Source organism: Pseudomonas sp. Arb-4-2C (assembly GCF_055755015.1).
Map to the genome: position 1 here is coordinate 5062087 of NZ_CM146899.1, position 23471 is coordinate 5085557.

At 60.3% G+C, this 23471-nt stretch carries 19 protein-coding genes, 1 tRNA gene and 2 pseudogenes; 16 read left to right on the forward strand and 6 right to left on the reverse strand.

All coding sequences use genetic code 11. The features are described from left to right. Positions 1-2 precede the first annotated feature (2 nt). The 12 genes and pseudogenes from eutC (at position 3) to AC0J41_RS23015 (ending at position 9740) form a co-directional block, all read left to right on the forward strand. Entirely contained in the window at positions 3-827 is an 825-nt protein-coding gene (gene eutC, locus AC0J41_RS22960; protein WP_473013685.1) for an ethanolamine ammonia-lyase subunit EutC, read from the forward strand. Positions 828-942: 115 nt separating this feature from the next. Further along, positions 943-1404, forward strand: a complete 462-nt coding sequence (locus AC0J41_RS22965; RefSeq protein ID WP_007958617.1) for a GNAT family N-acetyltransferase — start codon at positions 943-945, stop codon at positions 1402-1404. A 229-nt stretch (positions 1405-1633) separates the two neighbouring features. Beyond that, positions 1634-2284 carry a DedA family protein gene (locus tag AC0J41_RS22970; RefSeq protein ID WP_025108671.1) on the forward strand — a complete coding sequence of 217 codons (651 nt, stop codon included), beginning with the start codon at positions 1634-1636 and terminating at the stop codon, positions 2282-2284. Positions 2285-2288: 4 nt separating this feature from the next. Further along, positions 2289-3101, forward strand: coding sequence for a M90 family metallopeptidase (locus tag AC0J41_RS22975; RefSeq protein ID WP_473013686.1), 813 nt, complete (start codon positions 2289-2291; stop codon positions 3099-3101). 112 nt (positions 3102-3213) lie between these two features. Continuing rightward, entirely contained in the window at positions 3214-3741 is a 528-nt protein-coding gene (gene ppa, locus AC0J41_RS22980) for an inorganic diphosphatase (protein WP_008052339.1), read from the forward strand. Between the two features lie 223 nt (positions 3742-3964). Further along, a complete protein-coding gene (locus AC0J41_RS22985) occupies positions 3965-4711 on the forward strand; it encodes a S24 family peptidase (RefSeq protein ID WP_473013687.1) in 747 nt (248 codons plus the stop codon). Between the two features lie 505 nt (positions 4712-5216). Further along, positions 5217-5453 (forward strand): annotated as a pseudogene (locus tag AC0J41_RS22990) (winged helix-turn-helix domain-containing protein); the annotation flags it as partial. A 133-nt stretch (positions 5454-5586) separates the two neighbouring features. Then, positions 5587-6084, forward strand: coding sequence for an Hcp family type VI secretion system effector (locus tag AC0J41_RS22995; RefSeq protein ID WP_473013688.1), 498 nt, complete (start codon positions 5587-5589; stop codon positions 6082-6084). Further along, on the forward strand, positions 6081-6788 hold the full coding sequence (locus AC0J41_RS23000) for a DUF4225 domain-containing protein (protein ID WP_473013689.1): 708 nt from the start codon (positions 6081-6083) through the stop codon (positions 6786-6788). The genes AC0J41_RS22995 and AC0J41_RS23000 overlap by 4 nt, the downstream gene beginning before the upstream one ends. Positions 6789-7156: 368 nt before the next feature. Continuing rightward, positions 7157-7249 (forward strand): annotated as a pseudogene (locus AC0J41_RS23005) (type II toxin-antitoxin system toxin DNA ADP-ribosyl transferase DarT); the annotation flags it as partial. Then, on the forward strand, positions 7246-8331 hold the full coding sequence (gene darG, locus AC0J41_RS23010) for a type II toxin-antitoxin system antitoxin DNA ADP-ribosyl glycohydrolase DarG (protein WP_473013690.1): 1086 nt from the start codon (positions 7246-7248) through the stop codon (positions 8329-8331). The pseudogene AC0J41_RS23005 and the gene darG, both read left to right, overlap by 4 nt. 233 nt (positions 8332-8564) lie before the next feature. After that, positions 8565-9740, forward strand: a complete 1176-nt coding sequence (locus tag AC0J41_RS23015) for a GGDEF domain-containing protein (protein WP_473013691.1) — start codon at positions 8565-8567, stop codon at positions 9738-9740. Here the strand turns inward: AC0J41_RS23015 and AC0J41_RS23020 are convergent. Genes AC0J41_RS23020 through AC0J41_RS23040 form a run of 5 tightly spaced genes read right to left on the reverse strand, consistent with a single transcriptional unit; the run spans position 9727 to position 18524 of the window. Further along, on the reverse strand, positions 9727-10539 hold the full coding sequence (locus AC0J41_RS23020) for a YfaP family protein (RefSeq protein ID WP_473013692.1): 813 nt from the start codon (positions 10537-10539) through the stop codon (positions 9727-9729). The genes AC0J41_RS23015 and AC0J41_RS23020 overlap by 14 nt on opposite strands. A 3-nt stretch (positions 10540-10542) precedes the next feature. Beyond that, the gene (locus AC0J41_RS23025) at positions 10543-12162 is read right to left on the reverse strand and encodes a DUF2300 domain-containing protein (RefSeq protein WP_473013693.1); all 1620 of its coding nucleotides are present in this window, start codon (positions 12160-12162) and stop codon (positions 10543-10545) included. A gap of 1 nt (position 12163) precedes the next feature. Then, complete coding sequence (locus AC0J41_RS23030) at positions 12164-16738, reverse strand: alpha-2-macroglobulin family protein (protein WP_473013694.1); 4575 nt, start codon at positions 16736-16738, stop codon at positions 12164-12166. Continuing rightward, complete coding sequence (locus tag AC0J41_RS23035) at positions 16735-17385, reverse strand: DUF1175 domain-containing protein (RefSeq protein ID WP_034153738.1); 651 nt, start codon at positions 17383-17385, stop codon at positions 16735-16737. The genes AC0J41_RS23030 and AC0J41_RS23035 overlap by 4 nt, the downstream gene beginning before the upstream one ends. After that, positions 17370-18524, reverse strand: a complete 1155-nt coding sequence (locus AC0J41_RS23040) for a DUF2138 family protein (protein WP_473013695.1) — start codon at positions 18522-18524, stop codon at positions 17370-17372. The genes AC0J41_RS23035 and AC0J41_RS23040 overlap by 16 nt, the downstream gene beginning before the upstream one ends. Here AC0J41_RS23040 and AC0J41_RS23045 point away from each other — a divergent pair. Beyond that, positions 18495-18583 (forward strand) — tRNA-OTHER (locus AC0J41_RS23045). The two genes, AC0J41_RS23040 and AC0J41_RS23045, sit on opposite strands and share 30 nt — an antisense overlap. 537 nt (positions 18584-19120) lie before the next feature. On the opposite strand, the gene AC0J41_RS23050 is transcribed toward AC0J41_RS23045, so the two are convergent. Further along, positions 19121-19912, reverse strand: coding sequence for a YfaP family protein (locus AC0J41_RS23050; protein ID WP_025108662.1), 792 nt, complete (start codon positions 19910-19912; stop codon positions 19121-19123). Between the two features lie 364 nt (positions 19913-20276). On the opposite strand from AC0J41_RS23050, the gene AC0J41_RS23055 reads away from it, so the two are divergent. From AC0J41_RS23055 to dxs, 3 genes are all read left to right on the forward strand, one after another. Next, positions 20277-20519 carry an exodeoxyribonuclease VII small subunit gene (locus AC0J41_RS23055; RefSeq protein ID WP_003228627.1) on the forward strand — a complete coding sequence of 81 codons (243 nt, stop codon included), beginning with the start codon at positions 20277-20279 and terminating at the stop codon, positions 20517-20519. Next, positions 20516-21403 carry a (2E,6E)-farnesyl diphosphate synthase gene (gene ispA, locus AC0J41_RS23060; RefSeq protein WP_473013696.1) on the forward strand — a complete coding sequence of 296 codons (888 nt, stop codon included), beginning with the start codon at positions 20516-20518 and terminating at the stop codon, positions 21401-21403. Before AC0J41_RS23055 ends, ispA begins: the two co-directional genes overlap by 4 nt. A gap of 91 nt (positions 21404-21494) precedes the next feature. Beyond that, positions 21495-23393 (forward strand): 1-deoxy-D-xylulose-5-phosphate synthase, encoded by a 1899-nt coding sequence (gene dxs / locus AC0J41_RS23065; protein ID WP_473013697.1) that lies wholly within the window; start codon positions 21495-21497, stop codon positions 23391-23393. The last annotated feature ends 78 nt before the right edge of the window (positions 23394-23471 follow it).

Sequence of the window (23471 nt, forward strand, 5' to 3'; positions counted from 1 at the left end):
TTATGGAAAAACCGCCTGTCGACCCGCAAAACCCGTGGCTGGCGCTGCGCCGCCTGACCCCGGCGCGCATTGCCCTCGGCCGCACCGGCACCAGCCTGCCGACCAGCGCTCAGCTGGATTTCCAGTTCGCCCACGCCCAGGCGCGGGATGCGGTGCATCTGCCGTTCGATCATGCCGGGCTCAGCGCGCAACTGAGCGAACGCGGGCGCGAGAGCCTGTTGCTGCACAGCGCGGCGGTCGATCGCAACAGCTACCTGCAACGGCCGGATCTGGGGCGCAAGCTCAGCGAAGACTCGGCGCAGAACCTGCGCGATTACGCTGCGGCGCATCCGGGTGGGGTAGATCTGGCGATTGTGGTCGCGGACGGTCTGTCAGCGCTGGCGGTGCATCGGCATACCTTGCCGTTTCTGACTCGCCTCGAGGAGCAGATGAGCGCCGACGGCTGGTCGATTGCCCCGGTCGTGCTGGTGGAACAGGGTCGGGTCGCCGTCGGTGACGAAATCGGCCAGTTGCTCGGCGCGAAAATGCTCGTGATGCTGATCGGTGAGCGCCCTGGACTCAGCTCGCCAGATAGCCTCGGTTTATATTTCACCTACAATCCAAAGATCGGGCTGACCGATGCGTATCGCAATTGCATCTCCAACGTGCGGCTTGAGGGCTTGAGTTACGGCATGGCGGCGCATCGCTTGCTGTACCTGATGCGCGAAGCCTGCCGACGGCAGTTGTCAGGGGTCAATCTGAAGGACGAAGCACAGGTGCAGACGCTGGAGTCGGACGCCGGCGCCGATATGAAAGGAAACTTCCTACTGGGCCCGTCGACAACCTGAACCGTTTCCGCATTGCGTTTCTGCGCTGCTTTCAGGCAGGATCGGTGCACGGCCGCCAGGGTTTCCCATCGCCGTCAGAGCAGTTGAAGACAGCCCCTTGAGGATGAGACCTATCATGCGGATTATTCAAGCGACCCTCGAACACCTGGATTTGCTGACCCCGTTGTTCGTCAAATATCGCGAGTTCTACGGCTCACTGCCTTACCCGGACTCCTCCCGCGCGTTTCTCGAAAAACGCCTGCGGCGCAAGGAATCGGTGATTTACCTGGCCCTGGCCGACGATGACGACAAGAAGCTGATGGGCTTCTGCCAGTTGTATCCAAGCTTTTCCTCGCTGTCGCTCAAACGCGTGTGGATCCTCAACGACATCTATGTCGCCGAAGACGCCCGCCGCCAACTGGTGGCCGACAACCTGATCCGCACCGCGAAGAAAATGGCCAAGGAAACCCAGGCCGTGCGCATGCGCGTCTCCACCAGTGCCGATAACGAAGTGGCGCAGAAAACCTACGAATCGATCGGTTTCAAGGAAGACACCGAGTTCAAGAACTACGTACTGCCGATCAGCGACGAGCTGTAATCGCCCAAGCCTCAGTGATGAGGGAGCAAGCTCCCTCATCACCATTAACCCTGCCTGACAAATATTCACACCCCGACATTCCTCGCTACAAAACCAACGCGTTTTTCACCTCCCAGACCGTATAATCCCGAGCTTTCCGGCTTGTAAGAAAAACTACACCCCGCTGTAGGCTTACACCCGAATCATCCGCACAGGCCTGCCGAGTCGGGCCGCCACCACAGGTGCCCCCATGGATTTCAACCCGCTCGACCTTATCCTGCATCTCGACGTGTACCTCGATTTGCTGGTAACCAACTACGGGCCGTGGATCTACGCGATTCTGTTCGCTGTAATCTTCTGTGAAACCGGTCTGGTGGTGATGCCGTTCCTGCCGGGCGATTCGCTGCTGTTCATCGCCGGTGCCGTGGCGGCGGGTGGTGGCATGGACCCGGTTCTGTTGGGTGGTTTGCTGATGCTCGCGGCCATCCTCGGCGACAGCACCAACTACGTGATCGGACGAACGGCGGGCGAAAAACTCTTCAGCAACCCGAACTCGAAAATCTTCCGCCGCGACTATCTGCAACAGACCCACGACTTCTACGACAAGCACGGCGGCAAAACCGTGACCCTCGCGCGTTTCCTGCCAATCATCCGTACATTTGCACCGTTCGTCGCAGGCGTCGCGCGGATGCCCTACCCGCGTTTCTTCGGCTTCAGCGTATTCGGCACCGTTCTGTGGGTCGGCGGCCTGGTAACCCTGGGTTACTTCTTCGGCAACGTGCCATTTATCAAGAAGAACCTGTCGCTGCTGGTCGTCGGTATCATCCTGCTGTCGCTGGTGCCGATGATCATCGGTGTGGTGCGCAGCCGTTTCGGCGGCGCCAAAGCCGAAACCCGCTGAGCCGATGTGGTCACTGAGCGCCTGGCGTCGCCGGCGCATTCTGGCCAGACACCCGATTGCCGACGACCTGTGGCAACGGGTGCGCCACCACCTGAGCTTCCTCGATGGCATCAGCGCCGCCGAGGACCAGTGGCTGCGTGAAGCCTGCGTGCTGTTTCTCGAAGACAAACACCTGACCGCCCTGCCCGGCGTCGAACTGCATCAGGAGCAACGCCTGCTGCTCGCCGCACAGGCCCAGTTGCCGCTGCTCAATCTGGGCGACTTGAACTGGTATCAGGGCTTTCACGAAATCATCCTCTACCCCGATGACTTCCTCAGCCCGCAACGCCATCGCGATGCCAGCGGGGTCGAGCACGAGTGGGACGGCGAACACAGCGGCGAAGCCTGGCAACAGGGGCCGATCATCCTCGCCTGGCCGGGCGTAATGGCCAGCGGTGGCTGGGAAGGCTACAACCTGGTGATCCACGAACTGGCGCACAAACTCGACATGCTCAACGGCGACGCCAACGGCCTGCCGCCACTGCACGCCGACATGCGCGTCAGCGACTGGGCCGAGGTCATGCAGCACGCCTACGATGACCTCAACCGCCAGCTCGACCGCCATCCCGATGCCGAAACCGCCATCGACCCATACGCCGCCGAAAACCCTGCCGAGTTCTTCGCAGTCACCAGCGAATACTTCTTCAGCGCCCCGGATCTGCTGCACGAGGCTTATCCACAGGTCTACTTGCAACTGAAGCTTTTCTACCGGCAGGATCCGTTGGGCAGGTTGCGGCAACTTCAGGCCACAGACCCGGTCTATCAGGCGCACGAGTAAGCGCTGCACGACTTCTGGTACGTGGCGTCGGCGTAGGAATGTGCCTATAATCGCCGCCACTTTTTGGTCAATCCGGCCAAGTGTTTTTGGTCAACTACGGGGGCAACGCCCAATGAGCTACAGCAAGATTCCGGCTGGCAAAGACCTGCCGAACGACATCTACGTCGCGATCGAGATCCCGGCCAACCACGCGCCGATCAAATACGAAATCGACAAAGACAGCGATTGCCTGTTCGTTGACCGTTTCATGGCCACCCCAATGTTCTACCCGGCCAACTACGGTTACATCCCGAACACCCTGGCTGACGACGGTGATCCCCTCGACGTGCTGGTTGTGACCCCTTACCCGGTTGCTCCAGGCTCGGTGATCCGCGCGCGTCCGGTCGGCATCCTGAACATGACCGACGACGGCGGCGGCGATGCCAAAGTCATCGCAGTCCCACACGACAAGCTGTCCCAGCTGTACGTCGATGTGAAGGAATACACCGACCTGCCGCCACTGCTGATCCAGCAGATCGAGCACTTCTTTGCTAACTACAAAGATCTCGAAAAAGGCAAATGGGTCAAGATCGAAGGCTGGGCTGGCGCTGACGCCGCTCGCGACGCGATCACCAAGTCGGTTGCTGCCTACAAGGGCTAAGCACTTGCTTGCTGCGTGAAGTCTGAAGAAAACCCCGGTTGATCCGGGGTTTTTTGTGCCTGAGAGAAGCTGTCTTAAACGTTGCGTTTATGGCGGACTACAGAAAAGTTTCGAAGTGAGTGATTTCCCACAAGCACGCCTTACATCCAGTCGCAAAATACAGCCCTTTTTTGAACGCCCGGTTTATTCAAACCGCTCTGGCACGGCCGTAGACTCGGTGTTTATGAGAAAGAACACTAGCGGTCCAAGATTCAAGGCACTCCTGGAAGCAGCGAACATCACCACCACGGGATTCGCAAAGTTCTGGGGCACGGAAGCCCAAAATATTCATAACTGGTACACCCGGGGCGTCCCGGCGTATCGCATGGAGGAAGTCTCACGCCTGCTGTCTGTCAACAGCGATTGGCTGAAAACCGGCGAAGGCAGCAAGGAGTCTCCCCGCCTGCAAACCCCTGCCAGCAATGGCTACACCTTCGACGCCCAGGCCATCCGCGGTGTCTACACAGTCATCGACCCCAACGACATCGAACTGCCGTTTTTCAAGGAAACGCCACTCACCACCGGCGCCGGCAAGACCCACGTCATCCTCGACCCCGAGCAAACCATCCGCCTGCCCCGTGCCCACCTCGACCAATTGGAGATCCGTCACACCGACGCTATCTGCGCGCACATGATCGGCAACAGCATGGGCGAGCGCATAGAAGACGGCTCCATCGTCGGCATCGATCGTGGCCTGACCCAGGTGGTCGACGGCGAAATCTACGCCATCGAACACGACGGCATGCTACGCATCAAGTACCTGCACCGCATGCCCGGCAACGCCCTGCGCCTGCGCAGCCACAACAGCGCCGAACACCCGGACGAAATCTTTCGCGCGGCGCAGATCGATGAGCAGCGGATACACATTCTGGGCTGGGTCTTCTGGTGGTCAACCCTGGGCAAACGCCGGCCGGTGGTGCCGTTTCTATGACCGGATACGAATCTTCGACCCTGCACCAAACCCTGTGGGAGCGGGCTTGCTCGCGAAGAGGCCCCAAAAGTCAGTACAAATTACGAATTTCGACCACCGCAGTGGCTCTATTCCGCAGTTGAGACTGGGAATCCCCAACAAAACTCAGTATCCTGCGCCCCACATTTGCGCATCGACCCGCTCCCGCGGCCCAGATGACGCCCGACGCGGCAGACCAACGTCTGACCAAGTCCCACAGCCGGACGCAGATCCGGGTGTACGTTTTGAAGGCTGGCAAGGCTTACCAAAAATAGGCCAAGCCAGTCCCCGAGAAGCCGGCCACAAGCCGGCTTTTTAATGCCTGTGAGAAAGTGAACCAGCCAGATATTCGACATATGTGCGAACCGAGACATAGCGACTTACGTTTTCACGGAAACAGCGCTTACTCTCCAAGGTGTCCTAGGCGAGCGTTAATTTATGCTCGCCCGCCGGTTAGTTAAAGAACCTTCAGCACAGGGATGCGCCTATGTCCGTTCCAACCTACGATCAGTTCATCGAGCCGATCCTTCGTTTTCTCGCTACAAAACCCGAGGGTGCGGTTGCTCGGGACGCTCACGAAGCGGCAGCTAAAACGCTGCAGTTAAGAGAAGCGCAGCGTGAAGAGCTGATCGCCAGTGGTCAGGCCACCTACAAGAACCGGGCAGGCTGGGCGCACGATCGACTCAAACGTGCCGGACTTTCGAGCAGTGCCAAACGTGGCTACGGGGCGCCGCGACTGAGTATGAAGGGAATACATGAGCTGCAGGATTATTGATCGAGCAAGTTTCGGAAACGACCTACAGCCAACCTGCTTGCTTTAGTAATACAGTGATTAGCCAATCAAAGGAGGGTTGCACATGGCTAATCACGGATACATGTCGATTACTGGAAAAAAGCAAGGTTTGATCTCGTCGGGCTGTTCTAGCCCGGACTCTATCGGAAACAAATGTCAGCTTGGCCACTTTGATGAAATCATGGTACTGGCTTACTCCCATAACATGGTTGCCGGTAGCGATGGAACGGTAACAGGCGGTCGCGGGCAGCACATGCCCATTGTTATCACAAAAAATATTGATAAATCTTCGCCACTCATTGCCAGCGCATTGCATGACGGTGAGGAAGTCGAATGCGTCGTTGATCTTTATCGAACGTCTCCGATGGGGAGCCAGGAAAAATATTTTACAGTACGACTGTCCGGGGCACGGATTGCGCACATGAACATTCAAGTTCCCCATGCCATCCATATGTCAGACGGTCAACCCCAAGAAAACGTCGCTATCCGTTATCGCGATATTACCTGGACGCATGTTCAGGCTGGCACCAGTGCACACAGTACGTGGAATAACGAAATATGAGTGACCAACAGTGCGATATGCATGACGTTACGAAAGCAGCCTCGGATTTGATGTCCTTAGGCTGTATGGCGAGCGGTACGTACCTGTCTGATAGCGTGGCTCAGGTGCAATTCAGCTCATTTATTGCTAACTACGTAAATGAAATAATCCGGGATGTTAACGAGGGCGTAATTACTGCATGGGATGGGGTTCAGGAGCTGAGAGCAGAATATGATGGGCTAATACAGACGACATGGTTTTATGCAAAAAACGGGATCGGAGTGGCGGCAGGTGTTATGCAGGTTGAGGTTGGAGTGGCTATTTCGGCCTCTTCTGGCGGTCTAGCCGTGATACCTGGCGCGCTTCTAGCGGGGCATGGTGCAAACAATATATATGAAGGCATAGGAAACATACACAACGGGCCTGAGGACAAAAGTATAACAGGGCCAACTAGGGCCGCCTACCAAGCAATTTTTAGAGGTGAGCATAGAGGCAATATGGCCTACTACACTACAGACTTTCTTTTATCCGGTTTCGGCTTGTTGCGTTCAGTGAAAAAACCCGAGGCCACACAGCTATTTGTGCACGACTCAATCAACCATGAAAAAGCATACAGACAAACGAGTAGCCTGGCGATGTTTTTTGAAGGGCTTATTGACTCACTAACAATTGACTCACTACATTCGGAATACTTAAAAAAGACTCAAGACAATAACCAGAACTAGTTCTATATTACATTCCTAAGCCTTTTGCCATATACGTAAAACCCAATACAAGCCACGACAATGTACGCAGCAATATACAACACACTTAGATGGCTGACTGCAATTTGCACTATCTCAGTCATAACCCAAACTGCGATTCCCGTGACAGGAATTGAGCACCCAAGAACCAAAAAAATCAGAGTCAAATAGTAGCGAAGGCTTTCAATTTTCATAAGTTAACTTCCTTTTAAAATGCTCTATATAACTGGTTAGGTTCTGTGAGTGTCAGATACCGTGTCGCTACGTACCACTTTTCCGGATTCTGACTGTGCCACAGGTTTCAGTTCACCGTAACCCCGGATCCGCTCTGACGTTTCTAAACGACACCCGATATCGCCCTCAGAGCACGCATAGAACAAAACGTCGCAGCCAGAGGCTTGACTTTACCTGTCCATGCGCGTCCCAAATGGTATTTCCAATGATCAGATTCACCCAAGGCAACCTTCTGGAAGCCAAAACCGAAGCCCTCGTTAACACGGTGAACACCGTGGGCGTCATGGGCAAAGGTATCGCGTTGATGTTCAAAGAACGCTTTGCGCAGAATTACCGTCTGTATGCAGCAGCGTGCAAAGCCGGTGAAGTAGAAACCGGCAAGATGCACGTGACGGCCACCAATGAACTTGATGGCCCACGCTGGATCGTGAACTTCCCTACCAAGCGCCACTGGCGCTCTCCATCGCAAATGGCGTGGATAACCGAGGGTTTGCATGATCTGCGTCGTTTCTTGATTGAGAACGATGTGAAGTCTGTCGCTGTTCCGCCGCTAGGTGCGGGTAATGGTGGACTGAAGTGGCCCGAGGTTCGAGAGCAAATAGTTGAGGTACTGAGCGATCTGGATGTCGATGTATTAGTGTTCGAACCCTCCAATCAATACCTGAACGTCGCTAAACGCAACGGTGTGGAACAGCTCACTCCGGCACGGGCGCTAATTGCCGAGTTGGTAAGACGCTATTGGGTTCTGGGCATGGAATGCAGCCTGCTCGAGATTCAAAAACTGGCGTGGTTTCTTGAGCGTGCAATCGAGAAACTTCCAGGTACTGAGAACCCGCTGAATCTGAAATTCGCTGCACATAAATTCGGACCGTATGCCAACCGGTTGGAGCATCTGCTCAACAATCTGGATGGCAGCTATCTACATTGCGACAAGCGCATCAGTGATGCAGGAATTACCGATGTCATTTGGTTTGATCAAGATCGCAGAGCCTTTTTGCAAACCTACCTCAAGACTGAAGCCAAGGAATACTCCCAAGCTTTAGAGCGAACGGCTGAATTGATCGACGGTTTTGAGTCACCTTTCGGCATGGAGTTACTGGCGACGGTTGATTGGTTGCTGATTCGGGAAAGAGTTGCTCCAACCGTTCCAACGGTACGTAAAGCACTGAAGAACTGGGACGGTGGGTCCGGAGCAGCGGTGCGTAAAAACAAGTTATTCGATGATCAGGCACTAGAGATTGCGATCACTCGTCTGACATCCAGCAGCTTCAGTCCGGAGATAGCGGCCTGACAAAGACATGAAATGGGGCAAGAGGTGCTTGCACAATTGCCTCACTCATTTTTCCTGCCGCACCTGGTTGAAGTGATCATCGGAATGAGCGCTAATCGTTAGCGTCACACGCCAGCACTTGCCAACCCTAACCCCCACAGTGCTAAACCCCGCCCAACACCCACCCCTCTGTTTTTACCCGCATTCCCGCCACCGGCCGGATTCCGGTATTGAGCCTCACGGGATTCCATGGAATGGCCCTGCATATCCCGACCCTGCTGGTCGTTTCGGTCTTCGTTTTTTTTCTGATGGGGTTGCTGACCCTGCATGCCTGGTATCGCGAATCCCGCGAGCGGCCGTTGGCCTTTCTCGGCAGCATGATGCTGTTGGGGGCGTTGGGAGTCGTGCTGGTCAGTTGGCGTGATCGTGGGGTGGATTTCGTTCCCATCATATTTGGCAACGTGGTGTTGCTGCTCAGTGCGGCGATGAACTGGATGGCCATGCGCACGCTGGTGGGCCGTGCGCCTTCAATGGCGGGGATTCTGGCCGGTTCGCTTGTCTGGCTGACGCTGTGTCTGATTCCGCCCTTCTACGATTCGATGTCGAACCGAGTGCTGGTCTACTCGCTGCTGGCATTCGCTTATGGCGTGCTGACGACGCTGGAGCTGTGGCGCAGTCGCAACAGTCTGGACGTCGCGTTCATGCCGGCACTGGTGCTGACGGTTTTGCACACAGTGTTCTACGCCGTACGCAGCGCCACCGATGAAGGTCTGCCGTTGACCAAGGACCTGCTGGGCAGCGGCGAAGGCGTACCGTTTTTCTCGTTCATGCTGTTCGAGTCGATGCTGTATGTGATCGGCATCGCTTACGTGACGCTGGCGATGGTCAAGGAACGCGCCGAACTCAAGCTCAAGGCTGCGGCGTTCAGCGATCCGCTGACCGGCATCGGCAACCGTCGGGCGTTCATGTTGCACGCGGGGCGATTGCTATCCGACAGCAAGCAACACACGGAACCAGCGGCGTTGCTGCTTTGCGATCTGGATAACTTCAAGCGTCTGAATGACACCTATGGTCATCCCGTTGGGGATCAGGCGTTGATTGCGTTCGGCCGGATCGTGGTCGAGAGCCTGCGCAAGGAAGATGTTTGCGGGCGGATCGGTGGTGAGGAGTTTGCTTGCTTGCTCAACGATTGCGATGAGCAGAATGCATTGGAGATTGCCGAGCGGATCCGCCGCTCATTCTCCCAACTGTCGATTCTTGAGCCGGGCCTGCTCAGCGTCAGCATCGGCGTGGTGACCACTCGCGAATCCGGCTATGACTTGTCGCGCCTGCTCTCGGAAGCGGATCAGGCGCTATACGGCGCCAAGGATCAGGGACGCAATCGTGTACAGACGCTGCGCTCGCTGTACCTCAGCCTCACGGATAACTAAACGACTTCACCAACGTCAACTCCCCCACCGCCCGCATCGGCACGACAAACGTCTCCATCTTCTCGCTCGGCGTGCCTTCCTCGGTAATCACCGTCACCTGCGCCGTCGTCAGCGGCTGCACCGCCTCTTCGCCGCCCTCGTCATCCCCGCGATAACCGCCGCCGAAGTAGTTCACATACACCAGATACTGGCCCTTGATCGGCGCCGGCATGGCGAAGATTTCCGGGCCATAACCGGTGGTGACGTCGACGTCGAGCGCTGCACCGTTGGGGGCGACGCGGTCGCCGTACCAGATGTGCGCGCCGTCGGGGGTGATCAGGTGCAGGTCGAGGTCGGTGCCGTCGCTGTCCCACGACAGCAGCACGCGCAGCTTGGCCGGGGTGGCGCCGCCGCTGGCGTTGAGGAACTGGGTGCGGTGGCGTTGCTGGCCGTCGGGGCTGCGCACTTCGACGCTGTTGCTGCCGTTGGGGAAGGAGAACGGGCGGTCGAAGCGGCCGCTGTCGTCGATTTTCAGCGGCATGCTGACGCCGTTGACGATCAGTCGGCCGGGATCTTTGCTTTTGGGGGTGGCTTTGATTTCGCCGCTGATGCGCGCGGTGTTGGCCTGGCCGACCGGGGTGTTCACCGAGGAGGCCGGGTAGTTGACGGTCTGGCGGAAGTTTTCGCCTTCGCCCTCAGGCGCGCCGGTGCGCCAGCCGCCGACCGGGGTGTCGAGTTTGACGCTGTCAGCGGCCATTGCCATCGGCAACGCATTGAACGCGCAGAGCAACAGCAAGACCTGTGGATAACGGAGTGTCATGGTCTATTCCAGCAAGAGGTGACGGGCAAGCCCTTCGATGTAAGTTTCATCCTGGCCGTTGGGATGTGCTTCAAAAGCCAGGTGCAGATATTCGTGAGTCAGGTCGAGGCGATCCTGCAGCGTCAGCACGCCGCGCACGTAGATGCGCTGACGCTCGCGGTCGACAAACGGGCGGCCGAAAGCCAGTTTGCACACGGCGAAGGTACTGACTTCGTTGTAGCCGGTTTCGCTTTCCAGCGTCGGACGCCAGCCGCGACGCTGCTTTTGCAGCCAGTCCTGGGCGGCCGGCAGCGCTTCGCAGGAGGCGACCGGGTTGTCCCAACGGCTGAGGCTGGCGCGCGGATAGGCGTGCAGCAGAATCGCGTCGTAACGCTGGCCGGCGTTGGCCTGTTCGACGGCTTGTTGCCAGGCGAGTTTGTCCGGGCCTGGTTGGTCGGAATGATAGGTGACGGTGCTGCCGGCCAGCACCAGATCCGCTGTCCACGCCGCGATGTTGCGCGACTCGGCGGAAGCCGGGCGTGGGGCGACGCGCTGACGGTTGCTGCTGTCGTCGATGCTCAGGCAATCGCCGTTGCGCGTGGCGTTTTGCAGCAGATAGGTGCGGATCGCCACGGCCAGTGCCTTGGCGGCTTCGGCGGGTTCGGGTCTGGCTTCGCGCTCAAGGACGCGGGCGACGTATTCCTCACGGTCAAGCCGTGCGACGAGTTTGTCGTTGAGCAGAAACAGTTCGCCGGCGCTGTGGATATCCAGCGCGTTACCGTTGGCGAATTCGACGCGGTAGTCGCCCTGCAAAGGCCCGGCGCCGGCAACGCGCTCACCCGACAAGACTCGCGAAACCGGATAACGCGAGAACAGTCCGACCTCGACACAACGCCCTGCGTCAGCCGGCCAGGAAGAAGGCAACACCGTCGCCAACGCCTGCCCGTAATGGCGCAAAACCATCTGACTGGTGCCACGCCCACCGGCCCAGATCGGCGAACCGTCCGCCGTCCAGCCGGCAAAACCACCCTGGCGCGATAGCGGATCCTGATCACCGAGCCAGCTCCAGGTCTTCACCCGCAAACGCCCACCCAGTTCACCGACGACGTTGCCGTCCGCCGCGTTCAGCACGACGTCGAGCAACACGCGGCGCATCTGATCCTGCGCCGGCAGCAAAGCCAAAACGCCCAATAACTCAGCCACCGAAACCCTTGTTGCCGGTTGCACGGTTGGCAAATCCAGCAACCACGACGGCGCCTGCCGCGCCTGCCAATACGTGCGCCAATCGGCAGAAGCAATGCCCAACCGTGACGGATCAAAGTACAACCCGCAGGATTTCACCAACGCCTGATCACGCTCGATCTTGCCGCCCGCCGAGCAGCAATAAACCTCTTCCTTGGACTGCCCGCGACATTCATAAGCCGGCTCACGCGCATCGGTATCGACCAGCCACGCGTACACGAACAATTTCCACAGGCTGCCCAGCGGCGTATCCAGCGTCGACGGCAAGGGCTCGCGAGCGATCAGTTGCGTGTGATTCAACGACAGCAGCTCGCCCTTGTACGCCAGCCGCAGTGGCTCATCCTGCGCCGTCGCCAGCGCAGGAATCACACACATCAGCAGCCACAGCAGCGGCCGGTTCATGTCAGTTGACCGTGACCTGGCCGAGGGCGGCTTTCGCTTCCTGGGCCTGATGCTGCGGCGCGTACACCTGCGTGAAACGCACCGGCGGCAGGTTGAACTGGCCCTTCTGCGAGAAACGCACCAGATGGCGCAGACGCAATTCGCCGCTCAGTGCATCCACCGGCACCGCGTAGGCCAGTTGCCCCGGCTCGAAGCGCGCCTTCTCCAGCGCGGTCGGTTCGGTGCCGTCCTTGCCCTGCAACTTGATGCCCCAGGTGGTGCGCTCGACATCGGCGCCCGGTGGCAGCGGCACTTCGAGCATGCCGTAGCGCAGCGGTTTTGGCGCCTTGCTGGTGAGGATCACTTCGTCCAGGTACAGGCTGTCGCTGGACAGCGGCCTGGTGCCGACCGGCTCCAGTTTGAAGGTGAACGCTTCATCGCCCGGCACCAGTCGCGACAGGCGACGGGTGATGGTCACGGCCATTGGATCGACCGCCGGTTGCTGGGTCTGGAAGCTCAGCGCCGCACGCAGCGGACGCTCCTGAGTACCGGACACCGACAACACGCTCGGCACCGGCGTCGCGCCCTGCCACGTCCAGAACATCTCACCGGTTGTGCCGTAGTTTTTCTTCCAGCCTTCACCCGGCATCAGCGCGATGGTCGGCGAGGCCTGAGCGATGCTGCGTTGCAGCCAGCTCAGCGCCAGTGCGCGTTCGAGAGTCGATTGTTGTGGCAGCAGACGTTGCAGCAATGCGCTCGCGCGGGCCTGATCGAACGCTTGCAGCGACAGGTTCAGCGCCTCGGCAAACGGCTGCGAACTGACCGCCAGACGCTGTTGCGCCGCGCCGACCTGACGATTGAACGCCTCCGGCAACGCCACTTTCGACTGGGTGGCCAACGATGCGGTCAACACCCGCGCCGCCGCCAGACCGAGCGCCGAATCCGGGTCGCTCATCACCAGGCTGTCTTCGCCGTCGTCCATCAGGGTTTCGGCATTGCCTTCACCGGCCTTGGCCAGATCGTCCATCAAGCCGCTGAGCAAAGTGTTCACTGGCAGGTGCATCTGCTTGGCGAACGACAGGATCAGCGCCCGCTGCAGCAACGGCGTGTTCGGCGCTTGCTTGGCGTAGACCTCCAGCACACGCTGCCAGTGCTCTGGCGGCAGGGTCAGTTCCAGCACCTGGCTGGCGTTCCAGTCGGCGTAGTAGGCGTAAGCGGTAAGGAAGGCATCCGGCTCACCGTCGAAGCCCCACCAGGTGAAACTCGCCGACGGCCCGGCCATTTGCACCAGACGCAAGCGGCTGTTCTGCATGATCAGACGCAGGCGATCGCGGATCTGCGGGTTCGACGCCAGCGACGGATAAGCGATGCTCAGCGGCAGCAGACGGCTGGCAGTCTGCTCGACGCCGCCGTACGGGTAGCTCAGCAGATCATCGAGGGCCGAACGGAACAGCGCTTGCGGACTGTCATCCAGACGCAGGCGAATGTCGGTGGCGTCCGCCGGCAGGCTCAACGGTGTGTCGCCGCTAGCCACATCGAGGCTCTGGGTTTGCGTCACTTGCCAGCCGTCACCGGTCGCACTCAGGCGCACAACAAGGGCGTCAGCGGTTTTACCGTCCTGCACCAATTCGGCAGTCCACTCACCCGAGGCCAGGGCGAACGCGGGCAGCGGCACGTAATTGATGCCGTTGTTCAGGGTCACCGGCAGGCGCTGTTCGGCGCCCGCGTAATGCGTAACCAGTTCCGCCTTGACCGGTTTCTCGGCCTGGCTGAAAGCGAACACGCCGAGTTGCGGCTGATCGCCCTTGCGGAATTTGCTTGGCCCGCTCCACTTCAGGTACAGCGGTTTTTCCGAACGCACGAACTGCTTCTTCTGCCCGACCTGACCGTCATCGGCGATGGCCCGGGCGGTGATGCGCCAGCGGGTCAGCGAGTCCGGCATCTTGAAGGTGAAGCGGGTTTTGCCGTCGGCACCTGTGAGCAGTTCCGGCTGCCATGCCGCGGTATCGACGTCTTCGCGACGCGGACGCTCCAGCACTTTCACCCCACGCTCGCTGCGGTTGGCCTTGCCCGGTGCACCGGGGCTGCCCGGCAACGCCACGTCGTAACTGATGAACGACAGGCTGGCGCTGGTGCGCACGTTGTTGCGACGCGGGTGGTAGAAGAACTGGTCGATGGTCGGCGCGACTTCCGGTTGCAGCGCGTAGACCATTTCATCGACCACGCTGACGGTCAGGTGCGCCGGCACCGCTTTGCCGGCGAACTGGGTAGTCAGGTCGACGGTGACGGTATCGCCCGGTTGATACACCGCTTTGTCGGTGCTGATCGCCACGTCGATTTGCGGCGCAACCACCTTGATCCCGGCGTTCTGGAAGCTGTACTGACCGCCCTTGGTGTACAGCACCGAAAAGGTCAGGTTCGGCGCGAAGTTGTCCTTCACCGGAATGCGCGCGCGGTATTGGGTGTCGCTGAGCTTTTCCAGTTTCAGCCAGTCGCCGCCCTTGCCCAGCAGCGCGGTGGCTTCGACCTTGTCGCGCTCCAGCGACAGCAGTGCATCGCTGACCGGCTCAGGGAACGTGATCAGCGCCAGCGCTTCATCGCCGGCCTTGTACTCGGGCTTGTCGAGGACGATTTCCACGGTGCCCGGCACCGCTTTGACGCCCTCGCCAGTGACCGAATGGCCGGTGGCGCCGAGGACGCGGCCGTGTTGATCTTTCAGCGTCAGGTTGTAAGTACCGGGACGTTCGAAGGCAATGCTGAAGCCCTTGTCCGTCGCCGCAAGTTTGCCTTCACCCGTGCTCTGGTCTTCCAGACGCACCCAGCTGTAGCTGCTCGGGGTGACCGCTTTGCTCTGCTCGCTGCCACCTTCGTTGGCGTAGCTGAACGCGACCTTGTCGTTGACCGCACTGAAGCGCTGCGGCGCGCTCAGGCGGAAGCTCGCCGCGCCACGGTCGATAAGGATTTCCTTGGTGGTCTTGACCCGATACGCCGCGCCGTCGCTGGCGAACACGGTGAGCATGTAACGGCTCGGCTTGTCGGCGGCCGGCAGGTCGAGGGTCGCGTTGCCTTTGCTGTCGGTGGTCAGTTCGGTGCTGGTCAGCTCCACCGGAAATTGCCCGAGGTATTGCAGTTCGTTATCGACCATCGACAGTTGCTGGGCGCGCAGGCTCAGGGTCAACTTGGCGTTGGCCACCGGTTTGCCGTCCGGGTAGAGCAGCACCAGACTGCCCTTTACCGGTTCACCGGTGCGGTAATCCTGCTTGGCCAGATTCAGCGAAATCTCGAAGTGTGGCTTGATGTATTCGGCCACGCGGAAGGCACTGCTATAGGCCTGATCCTTGTAGTTGAAACGGATCTCGTAACCACCGGCCACGGCGTTGTCCGGCAACTGGAAACGGCCCTGAGTGCCGGCCTTCGAATCGAGTTTCAGGTCGAGGTGTTGCAGCTCGGTGCCGGTGGCGTCGAGTACGCTGACGGTGACATCCGCCGCACCTGGCAATACCGAATCCCGCGCGTTCTTGAACTCACGGCCAACGATTTTCAGCGACACCCAATCACCCGGGCGATACAGCGGTCGATCAGTGAACGCATAGAGCTTGGTGTCGTAGATTTCGCTGTCGTAATAGAAGTTTTCGGAGACGAACACCCCGCCCTCTTCGTCCTCACCGATCACGAACGAACGCTCGGGACTGACGTGTTTCAGACGCAGCAAACCATCGGCATCGGTAGCACCGCTGCTCATCACGCCGAGGCCGTCGGTCCACAGCACATTGACCTTCGGCACCGAACTGCCTTCGTGTTTGCGCGCCGCCCACACCAGCAGTTCATCACCGGCAATCTTGCTCACCGCCACGGTATTGGAGACGAAAACCATGGTGGTCGCGCGGTACTTGCCGATCAGCGCTTCGACCAGGTACAGGCCCGGTTTCAGGTTGCCCAACGGGATGTACACGTTACCCGGTGCAACGCTGACGAACTCACTGGAAGAGCCGGCCAGATTGACCCCGGCCGGCGGCTGGATCGGCTTGGCCTGCCACAACGGATAGCGGAACTGGCTGACCACCGGCAGACCCGGAATCAGCGCGAATTGCGGCTGCGCGTCGTACGGGGTCGGCGCGGCGATGGCGGTGCCCATCTTCAGTTCCGGCACTTCCTCGGTGACCTGCTTGCGTGACTCATAGGAGAACGCGCGCTGCATCACCCGCCGCGATTTGCGGTACCAGTTGTCCCACAGGTACGCGAGGGTGTTGGACAGCCCTTCGCCCTTGAATTGGCCGTCGCTGACCACGCGGTGCAGGTTCTTCTGGCGCTTGAGGAAATCCAGCGGCTTGTCGATGCGGTACACGCGAATGTCGGCGCCGCCGTAAGGCTCCATGCGGAAACGACGATAGTCGCGGCCCGGTGCTTCGAGGCGCACCATCGCCTGTTCGTCGGCAGCGAAACTGCTGTCGGCGAGCAGGAAGAAGCTTTCACCGGCGACCGGCGTGTAGCCGCTCGGCTCCACCGAATCTTCAGCGTTGACGGTTGCCAATGGCAGCAACAGCGCCAGCAGCAGGGGAATTCGAGCGCAGAGTCGCAGCATGCGGGCACCGGTCATTGGGAGAGAAAGTTCAGTCGATAGACGCCGATGAAGTTGGGGTTGGCTGCGTCGGGTATCCATCGGGTGTCCTTCCATGTCATGAGTTGCTGCAGGCTTGCCGAACGCATGCCGTTGTCAGTGGGGGTGGTCGTGCCGGTGTGATAGGCGATGTAGCGGCCCATCCAGATCATCAGGTGCTGGTCGTCACCCTGATCGAAAAACATCAGGTCGCCGGGGCGTGCCTGGGACACGTCGCGGCTGACCAGATGGCTGTTGAACTGAATCAGTTTGATCGCGTTGACGTATGGCCCGACCTTGCCGCCGCCCTGCTGCCATTGCTGGGCGAGCTTGCGCTGCTCATCGCTCAGCGACAGTTCCGGCGGCAGGTAGCGATTGGACAGACCATTGCTGCGCAGCCACTTGTCGTCGTGGACTTTCAGCGCTTCGTTGGCGGCAAACCGCACCAGCCCGGCGCAGTCCTGCTGATACCAGCGCGGGCTCGGCCCCTGGCTCAATTGCTCCTGAGCGATACGCACGAACCAGGCGCGGAATACCTGGGACTGCGCCGGATCAAGTGCTGGCGCTTCAACGGCTCGAGCACCCGCACTGAGCAGCAGCGCGAGCAGGCCGAGGCTGCGGATCAGTGCCGTCACAGCGCTTTCCATTCCAGCGGCAGCCATTGCCAGTGGCCGTCGGGCTCGCTGCCTTGCGGCAGGGTCAGCGCGTATTTGCCGTAGCCACCGAGGGTGCGCAGTTTCGGGATCAGGTAAGTCTGTGCCGCGTTGTAGAACACCGGTTCCATGTCCTGCGGCAGGCTGTCGAGGGTTTCCTGCTGCATCAGTTGCGCCATCGAATCCGGGCCGAAGTAGATCGGCATCAGCACGTCTTTGGGCAATACGTCAGCCATCGGCGGGAAGCGTTTGTCGAGAGTGCCAAGGGCCTTGTCGACCAGTTTGTCGTCAAGGGAAAACAGCAGCGTCGAACCATGACGCGCGAGGCTGACTTTCATGAAGGCGCGGCCGCTGATCGCGTCCGGGTTCTCGGCCGTCTTCGCCGCGTACGGGCCGAAGTTGGAGCTGACCTGACGCTGCCAGACGTGGCTCTGGCCTTGCTGTTTCTCGACCACCGGAAACGCGTGTTCGTCGACATTCGACTCGTAGGCGCCAACCATCGAACCGAACAACGTGCCCAGGTCACCGTCGAGTTTGCTGCTGTCCTCGTCCTTCAGGCTGGCAACCAGCAACGGTGTGTACAACCGCGAGTCGGCGTACCAGCACAGACCCGCCGCACCGGCCACGTGCTCGGTGAGTTTCTGCGCCACCGCTTCGTCGGCGCCGAGTTTCACCAGCAGCGGTTTCTGCGGTTCGGCCGCCACCGGCAAGGTCACGCAGGCACTGGCGCCCAGCGGCATGGCTTGCCACACCGGTTTGAAATCGAAGTCCGGCTGGTTATCCAGCTCGTCCATGGCAAGGAAGCTGTGCCAGCCCTTGTCGTCCATGTCGAAGCGCAGCCCGGCGAAGTTCGGGATGAAGCGTTGATAGCCCATGGCGAGGACGCTGGAATTGACCGACAGACGCTGCTTGATCTCCGGCGCCTTGGCCGGCAAGCCGAAGGCCTCGGGGAACAGTTTGTCGCCGTTGAGCAGGGCCGCCAGCGCTTGTGGCGAGACGTGCCCCGACTCCTCGGATTCACCGGTGGCCGGGTCGTAGTACTTGTTCGGATTGGACAGCACCACCAGTTTGTCGCCGCGCGAAGCGAACAGCAGCGATTTGCTGGCGTTGTAGCTGAGCTGGTACAGCGGCACCTCGTCACTGCCGACCTTGAGGCTGCCGAAGACGCTGAGCTGCGAATCGTCCAGCGCCACTTTCGCCAGTGGTTCAAGCAGCTTCGCCAACCCGCCGCGATCCATCACCAGCAGGAAATCCTTGAGCCGGCCATCGGCACCGCGCCACAGCGCGACATCGGCCGGCTGATCGAAAAGCTGCTCGATCAGGCTGTCCTGCAGCTTCAGATCATGTTCGTAGATGATCCGCCGCAGGCTGCCGATCAGCCCCAGGCGGTCGGCGTGGGTTTCGTAATAGAAGACGAAATCTTCGGTGAGCGTGGCCTTGAGGAACGGCACCGTCAGCAGGTCTTTGGGCAACTGGCTCAAGGAGCGGGTTTCCAGCAGCGCGTCCGGACGGCTCAGGCCGAGCTTGTCGCTGGCAAGTGCCGCCGCCGGCAATTTGGGTTTGTGCAGCAGCCAGCCAAGACCACCGGCCACCCCGGCCACCAGGACCAGGCCGATCAGCAGCGCCGGCCAGCGCCGGGAAGGTTGGCCGGCAGGTGTCGGGACGGCCGGAGAAGCAGCGTTATCACTCATGTTCACAAAACCCGAAGTTCATCCGTGGTGCGGGATGCTTAATAGTTGAAAGTCTTGACCAGCAGCAGATCACCGATCGCCCGCAGGGGCACGATGAATGTTTCGCGTTTTTCGTCGACCGTGTTTTCGTTGAGCACCAGCGTGATTTGCGAGGTGATGACCTCGTTCTGATTGCTGGCCTCCTCGAAGTTATAGCCGCCGTCACCGAAGTTGCCCCAATAGTTGACGTAAACCAGATAGGTGCCATGCAGCGGCGCGGTCATGGTGAACATTTCCGGGCCGGGGCCATCGACGCCATCCGGGTCCAGACCGCCGCCGTTGGTCAGCGCCGTGTGGGCGAAGAACGCGTGTTGGCCGTCGGGGGTAATGATGTGCAGGTCGAGCTCGGCCTTGGGGTCGTCCCAGCCGAGCACCACACGGATCTTCGCCGGCGTGCGCAGGTTATTCGCTTCGTAAAACTGCACGCGCTTGAGCGACTGGCCCGCGGCGCTGCGCACCTCGACACTGTTGGAGCCGGCGCCGAACGCATACGGCCGGGCGAAACGCCCGTCATCGTCGGTGTACAGATTCAATGGATTGCCGTTGACCGCCAGCGTGTGCGGCCCGCGCTGATTGCCAATGGCCTTGAGCTGGCCCTGGATCATCGTGCGATTGCGCTGGATACCGCGATCGATCGGCGGCGTGGGGTAAGCGACCTGCGGGTTTTCACTGCGATCAAGCAGGCCGTGGTAACGCCAGCCGCCCGCCGGTTCCGACAGTTCAGCGCTCGGCGCCGCCGAGAGCGCAGGCGCGCAAGCCAGGCCGATCAGCAGCAAAAGAAATGAACGCATGTAATGCCTCCTGCCATGCCTGGACGAAACCTTGCACCCGATCCTCGGTACTTCACAGCGGTGAAAACTGCGTTTCGTCTGAAAGACCCGTGACTACCGGGTCGTAGAAGGCGCGAAGATTAGCGATTCGGCAGTTTTTTAACAATCGGATACATCTTGAAATGCGGTGGGAATCACGCACATTTACGAGGCGTGAGCCGAATAGCGGACTTATTCGGCTCACAAAATGAGCCGAATAACTTTCACCACGTCCAAAACCCGTTTCCCATCCGCCCGCGATGGCCGTGAAACCGCCGCTCATTTGCCCATACCCCCCCTATCTGCTAGTGTCGCGCCGGTTTAACGTCAACCGGAAATCGCCGCCATGGCCCGCAAAAAAGCTGCACTGGATTTCGAACAGTCCCTCGCCGACCTGCAAACACTGGTCGAGCGTCTGGAGAACGGAGAATTGTCGCTGGAAGACTCGCTGACCGCTTTCGAGCAGGGCATCGGCCTGACCCGTGACTGCCAGGCAGCGCTGGCCCAGGCCGAGCAGAAGGTGCAAGTGCTGCTGGAGCGCGATGGCGAACTCGCCGAGGAACCCTTCGACGCGGAACAGCCAGAATGATTGCAGCGTATTCGGCGACCAGCCAGGCGCGGGTCAATGCGGCACTGGAAATTCTCTTCAAGGCACCGCTGCCAGAGCTGTCGCGTCTGTATGAGGCGATGCACTACAGCGTGATGATCGGTGGCAAACGCGTGCGTCCGCTGCTGGCCTACGCCGCCTGCGAAGCGCTCGGCGGCAAGGTCGAGCAAGCCAACGGCGCGGCCTGCGCGGTGGAGTTGATCCACGCCTATTCGCTGGTGCACGACGATTTGCCGGCGATGGACGACGACGATCTGCGTCGCGGCCAGCCCACCACTCATAAAAAATTCGACGAAGCCTGCGCGATCCTCGCCGGTGACGGTTTGCAGAGCCTGGCGTTCAGCGCCCTGCTTGACCCACGCCTGAGCACCCTCGACGCCGACATCCGCCTGCAACAGGTCACGGCGCTGGCGCACGCGGCAGGCCCGGCGGGCATGGTCGGCGGGCAGGCCATCGACCTCGGTTCGGTCGGCCTGAAGCTCGATCAGCAAGCACTGGAATTGATGCACCGGCACAAGACCGGCGCGCTGATCGAAGTCAGCGTCCAGCTTGGCGCCTTGGCCAGTGGTCGTGCCGAAAAGGACGAACTCAAGGCCCTGCAGACTTATGCACAGGCCATTGGCTTGGCTTTCCAGGTCCAGGACGACATTCTCGACGTCGAAAGCGATACCGAAACCCTCGGCAAACGCCAGGGCGCCGACATCGCCCGCGACAAGCCGACCTACCCGGCCCTGCTGGGTCTGGACGCGGCCAAGGCCTACGCTCTGGAACTGCGCGATCAGGCGCTGCACGCACTGCGACCGTTTGACGCGGCGGCAGAGCCTTTGCGCGACCTGGCCCGGTATATCGTCGAGCGGCGTAACTGAACGCCAACCTGCCAAAAAAGACCAACGCGTGGGCAGGGGGCGATGCATCAGGTAAACTGCCGCATCTTTTATACCTATAACGATTCGCCTGATGCCCACGACGTTTCATGAGATTCCCCGCAAGCGCCCGACCACGCCCCTGCTCGACCGCGCGAACACGCCGGACGGCCTGCGCCGGTTAGGCGAAGCCGAGCTGGAAACCCTGGCCGATGAGTTGCGCCTGGAATTGCTCTATACGGTCGGTCAGACCGGTGGGCATTTCGGTGCCGGCCTGGGCGTCATCGAGCTGACCATCGCGTTGCATTACGTCTTCGACACCCCGGATGACCGGCTGGTGTGGGACGTCGGTCATCAGGCGTATCCGCACAAGATCCTCACCGGTCGCCGCCAGCGCATGGAAACCCTGCGCCAGAAGGACGGCATTGCGGCCTTCCCGCGTCGCGCCGAGAGCGAATACGACACCTTTGGCGTCGGTCACTCCAGCACCTCGATCAGTGCAGCGCTGGGCATGGCGATTGCCGCCCGCCTGCAAAACAGCGATCGCAAGGCGATTGCCGTGATAGGTGACGGCGCGCTGACCGCCGGCATGGCTTTCGAGGCGCTGAACCACGCGCCGGAAGTCGACGCCAACATGCTGGTGATCCTCAACGACAACGACATGTCGATCTCGCGCAACGTCGGCGGCCTGTCGAACTATCTGGCGAAGATCCTTTCCAGCCGCACTTACGCAAGCATGCGCGAGGGCAGCAAGAAAGTCCTGTCGCGCCTGCCCGGCGCCTGGGAAATCGCCCGTCGCACTGAAGAATACGCCAAGGGCATGCTGGTGCCCGGCACCCTGTTCGAAGAGCTGGGCTGGAACTACATCGGCCCGATCGACGGCCACGACCTGCCGACCCTGATCGCCACGTTGCGCAACATGCGCGATCTGAAAGGCCCGCAGTTCCTGCACATCGTCACCAAGAAAGGCAAAGGCTTCGCCCCGGCGGAAGTCGACCCGATCGGTTATCACGCGATCACCAAGCTCGAACCGGTCGACGCCCCGGCCGCTGCGCCGAAAAAGGCCGGCGGGCCGAAGTATTCGGCAGTGTTTGGCGAATGGCTGTGCGACATGGCAGCGGCTGACCCACGCCTGGTCGGGATCACCCCGGCGATGAAGGAAGGCTCGGACCTGGTGGCGTTCAGCGAGCGCTTCCCGCTGCGCTACTTCGACGTGGCGATTGCCGAACAGCACGCCGTGACGTTCGCTGCCGGTATGGCCTGCGAAGGTGCCAAACCGGTGGTGGCGATCTACTCGACGTTCCTGCAACGCGGCTACGACCAACTGGTGCACGACGTCGCGGTGCAGAACCTCGACGTGCTGTTCGCCATCGACCGTGCCGGTCTGGTGGGCGAAGACGGCCCGACCCACGCCGGCAGCTTCGATCTGTCGTACCTGCGCTGCATCCCGGGCATGGTCATCATGACCCCGAGCGACGAAAACGAACTGCGCAAGATGCTCACCACCGGTCACCTGTACAACGGCCCGGCGGCAGTGCGTTACCCGCGCGGCACTGGCCCGAACGCGAGCATCGACAAAGATCTGGAGCCGATCGAAATCGGCAAGGGCATCGTCCGTCGTCAGGGCCGCAACGTCGCCTTGCTGGTGTTCGGCGTGCAACTGACCGAAGCGCTGAAAGTCGCCGAGAAGCTCGACGCCACTGTGGTCGACATGCGCTTCGTCAAACCGCTCGATGAACAACTGGTGCGCGAGATTGCCGCTAGCCACGAGCTGCTGGTGACCATCGAAGAAAACGCGATCATGGGCGGCGCCGGTGGGGCGGTCAGCGAATTTCTCGCACGCGAGAACATCCTCAAGTCGATGCTGCACCTGGGCTTGCCGGATGTTTACGTCGAACACGCAAAACCGGCGCAGATGCTGGCCGAATGCGGGCTGGACGAGGCCGGAATCGAGGCCTCGATTCGCGAGCGCCTGGAACTGCTCAACAAGTAACACGCAATACCCATGTGGGAGCGGGCTTGCTCGCGAATGCGGACTGTCAATCAACTCAGTGTTGACTGGTTCACCGCC